Annotated in this window: 3 protein-coding genes and 1 pseudogene; all 4 read right to left on the bottom strand. The window is 76.1% G+C overall.

Annotated elements, in window-relative coordinates; all coding sequences use genetic code 11:
* Positions 1-706, bottom strand: a 706-nt coding sequence (locus B0E53_RS33765) for a hypothetical protein (protein WP_246835737.1), incomplete at its 3' end; no start/stop codon positions are given.
* A 1,471-nt stretch (positions 707-2,177) separates the two neighbouring features.
* Positions 2,178-2,438: pseudogene (locus B0E53_RS33760) on the bottom strand (phage tail protein); the annotation flags it as partial.
* A 1-nt stretch (position 2,439) separates the two neighbouring features.
* Positions 2,440-3,654, bottom strand: coding sequence for a phage tail sheath subtilisin-like domain-containing protein (locus B0E53_RS33755; protein WP_107079628.1), 1,215 nt, complete (start codon positions 3,652-3,654; stop codon positions 2,440-2,442).
* Between the two features lie 17 nt (positions 3,655-3,671).
* Positions 3,672-4,050, bottom strand: a 379-nt coding sequence (locus B0E53_RS33750; RefSeq protein WP_146167890.1) for a carboxypeptidase-like regulatory domain-containing protein, incomplete at its 5' end; no start/stop codon positions are given.

The following is a 4,050-nucleotide window of genomic DNA, read 5'->3' as shown; positions in this document are numbered from 1 at the left end:
CGGCCAGGGCGGTGCCGGCCGGCACGGTCAGCGGGTCGCTGATCCGGTTGTGCTCGGCGAGCAGCCGCCAGCGCAGCGGCGAGCCGAGCGCGTCGTGGGCGAGCAGGTCGAAGCGCACCCCCGACCAGCCCGGCTCGGCCGCCCCGTCCGCGGCGGCGACCACCGCCGACCCCGGCGGCACCGTCGGCGTGCTCGCCGCGGCCAGTTCCTCCGCGAAGCCCGCCCGGGCCGCCTCGGCGGTCTCGGCCACCCGGACCAACTTGAGCCGCAGCCAGGAGCGGCGCGGGGTGCCGGTGAGGGTGAACGCGTCGAAGCGTTCCGCGATCGCCACGATGACGCCCGGCACGTTCCAGGTCTTGCCCCAGACCAGCCGGACCAGCGGGGGCCGGAGCCAGCCGTGCTCGACGGCCGAGTTCTCCGCCAGCATCCACAGCGGACGGGTGAGCGCGCGGACGTCCTCGGGGCGTGCCGGCGACTCCACGAAGTCGGTGTCGAAGAGCAGGTCCAGCACCAGCTCGGTACGCCCGCCGCCGGTGAAGACCAGCGGGTCGTCGGCGAGACCGGCCCCGGTGAGCTGGCCGTCCGGTGCGCCCCGGGGGCGTACGCCGGCGAGCCGGGTGACCTGCACGGTCTCCGGGTTGAGCGGGCACTGCCGGCGGCCCTGCCACCGGTCTGCCCGCCGGCCTCGGCCGGCAGCGGCGGCCACGGCCCGGCCGCCGTCCCGGTCCAACCCGGACGGTCGGGGGCCGGCCCGCCGGCCCTGCCGTCTCCGGTCCGGGGCGCGGAGGCGATCGGATTCGGGTGCGTCTGTTGTCGTCCCAGCGACAACAGATGCACCCGAAGGTCCCGACCACCGGCCGTGGTCGTTCCCCCCGGGGCGTCGGCGGGCCGTTCCTTCCGGGTGCGGCCGGTGGCCTGGTCGGCGGGCGGGGCGGCGGACGTGGGTGCGCCTGCGTCGGATGACGGGACCCGGGCCGTGGGGCCGGCCATTCCCGATTCGGGTGGGCTGTCCGCGGCGACGCTCCGCCCCGACCGGTCGCTTCCGGTCCGCGCACCGGTCTCACCCGACGCCGATCCCGCCGGCGCGCGCCCCCTTCGGGTGCCGGTCCGGCCGGATGTCGATCCCGCCGGGGTGCCGGTCCGGCCGAGCGCCGATCCCGCCTGGGCGTCGGTCGGGCCGGGCGATGATCCGGCGGGAGCACCGGTTGCGCCCGGCCCACCGGGCGACCGTTGCGCTCCGGCGGCCTGGAATGACGATCCGTCCGGGGCGAGGCCCTCGCCCCACGATCCACCACGGCGGACGTCGTTGGACGACGGGGCACCCCGCATGTCGGGGAAGGGTCCGCGCCCTGCGGACCTGGATCCGCCCGGTCCCCACCCGGTGCCGAGCGGCCAGCGTCGGCCTGCCGCGTCGCGCCGAGTGGATCCCTGCCGGGCAGCACCCTCGCCCGCGAAGGGCACCCGCCCTCTGATGCCGTCCGCCGAGGTGGCCGCCCGCCCCCGGATCCCCTCATCCGCCGACGGCCCGCGGCCCGCGACCCCGTCACCCGCCAGCGGCGCGCGGCCCGCGATCCCGTCACCCGCCGACGGCGCGCGGCCCGGGATGCCGTCATCCGCCGATGGTGCGCCGCCGGTGACTCCGTCACCCGACCCGGACAGGTACCAGGCCCAGCCGGCACCGGAGGTGCCGAAGCCGGCGCGCCCACCCCAGCCGGCGGTCCCGGTCCGCCCGCCCCGCCAACGAAGGCCCCACCGCGACCCGGAGGCCCTTCCCGCTTCCGCGCCGGCCCTCCACCGGAAGAACCGGGCCGCCCCACCGCCCCGCCCGACCGTGCCCGGAACCGCCGGCCGCAACGGCAACCTCCGCGTGCTCCGGCCCCCGGCGACCCCGCCGCTTCCCCCCGCCCCCTCCTCGTCGATCGGGAGGTTCGCGTCGGCGGAGGCGTCGGATCCGACGCAACTGTCTTGATCAACAAGGGCGGCGGGGTGGGGGAGGTCGTGGAGGAGGCCGGGGGCGTGGGCGGCGACCAGGCGGAGCCAGTGCTCGGGGGGTTCGCCGGGGCGGCGGGGTGCGGGCTCGGCGGGCCGGACGCGCGGCGGGGCGGCGGTTGCCGTGGCGAGGCGGTCGGGTCGAGCAGCACCACCGAGACGTTGCGCCGGTTCACCGTGCCCTTCGCGGCCGCGTTCACCCAGTCCCACAGCTCGCGGGACGAGGTCAGGCCGAAGTGGAGGGTGACCGGGGCGTACTCGACCTGGCCGGGGACGGCCCGGATCCGCTCGTTGCCGGCCTCCCGGTACGCCAGCGCCGGAATGGCCACCTCGAAGCCGCTGACCTCGGTGAAGTGCCCGTTGGTGATGCCGTTGATGAGCAGCTTGAAGTGGTACGCCCGGTAGGGGTCGACGGGCGCGCCCGGCTGCGGGGTGGCCGTGGTGGGCATGTCAGCCTCCGATCGTCTCGGTCTCGGTGCCGCCGGCCCACTGGCTCAGCTTGAACACCACGAACTCCGCGGGCTTGACCACCGCGATGCCGATGTGCGCCACCACCATCCCGGCGTCGCGCACGTCGGCCGGGTTGGTTTCCTCGTCGCACTTGACGAAGAACGCCTCCTCGGGCGTACGGCCGAGCAGCGCGCCGTCGCGCCACACCCGGGTGAGGAACGCGCCGATGTCCCGCCGGATCGAGCGCCAGAGGGTGTAGTCGTTCGGCTCGAACACCATCCACCGGGTGCCGTTGGCGATGGCCTGCTCGATGGCGATGGAGAGCCGCCGTACGTTCAGGTAGCGCCATTCGCTGGCCTCGGCGGCGAGCGTACGGGCGCCCCAGAGCCGGATGCCCTCGCCGGCGAAGAACCGGATCACGTTGACGCCCTTGGGGTTGAGCACGTCGTGCTCCGGGCGGGTGACCAGGTACGCGAGGTCGACCGCGCCGCGCACCGGCTCGTTGGCCGGCGCCTTGTGCACCCCGCGCAGCGCGTCGGTGCGGGCCCAGATGCCGGCCACGTGCCCGCTCGGCGGGGTGAGGACGAGGTCGCCGCTGAGCGGGTCGCGGACCCGGATCCAGGGGAAGTAGAAGGCGGCGAAGTCCGACTGCCGGGGCCGGTCACCGCCGGGCGCGTCGTCGTCCGGCTTCGGCGTACCCTCGGCGGGTTTGCCGGACGACCTGGGCGGCGTGGCGACCCGGGTGAGCCGGGAGATGTCCTCCACCTCGGGCGGCGGGTCGCAGATGGCGACCATGGTGCGCAGCCGCTCGGCCATGCTGATCAGCGCCTCGTGCGAGACCGGGTCGTGGTAGCCGGGCGCGGCCAGGATGGAGATCTCGTCGATCGCCTCCAGCAGTTGCAGGCCGCTGCGCTTGCCACCGGTGCCGGTGAGCTGGCCGCCCTCGCCGACGTTGACCACCCAGCAGCGGGTGCCGCCGTTGTCGAGGAAGCCGAAGACCGCGCGCGCCAGCGGCGTGCTCTCCAGGTGCTCGCCGTCGGCGTAGAGCCGGAGGAACTCCGACCAACTGTTCACGGCGAGGGCCTGGTCGACGTGGGCGGTGCGGTTCGGCGCGAGCCCGACGAAGGCGGCGGTGCTCGTGCCGACCGGGCCGATCGGGCGGGCGCCGCTGGGCACCTCCTCGACGTAGATGCCGGGGGAGAAGTAGGTGGGCATCGGTCCTCCTCGAGGAGTCAGTCGGGGGCGCAGACGACGACGGGATCTCCGTCGGCGGGGTCCAGTTCGGCGGTGTGGGTGCGGCCCCGGCCGACCAGCCGGATCCGCACCGGGCGGTCCGGGGCCTCGGGGTCGTGCGGGACACCGACGAGCCGGAACCGGCCGGCGGCGTCGGTCTCGGTGGCCTGGGTGGTGCCGACCAGCTCGACCCGCATGGCGGCGAGCGGCTGCCGTTCCGGCCCGACCACCCGGCCGTCGAGGGTGCGCAGGTCGAGCTGCCGCAGCCGCAGCGGCTGCCGCACCGGCGGCGCGGCCGGCACCGGCCGGTCGATCCGCGCCGGCACGTCGAGCAGCAGCGCGGGCCGGGGCGCCACGCCGAGGGCCCGCCAGAGCGAG

Origin of the sequence: Micromonospora sp. MH33, from assembly GCF_003013775.1 — a bacterium.
Classification (GTDB): domain Bacteria; phylum Actinomycetota; class Actinomycetes; order Mycobacteriales; family Micromonosporaceae; genus Micromonospora; species Micromonospora fulviviridis.
Note: the sequence above shows the minus strand (reverse complement) of the source record. Positions and strands in the feature narration are given on the sequence as shown.

What these genes read in the sequence shown, in the direction of transcription:
- B0E53_RS33755 (WP_107079628.1), bottom strand. Translation starts at nt 3,654, where the DNA reads ATGCCCACCTACTTCTCCCCCGGCATCTACGTCGAGGAGGTGCCCAGC.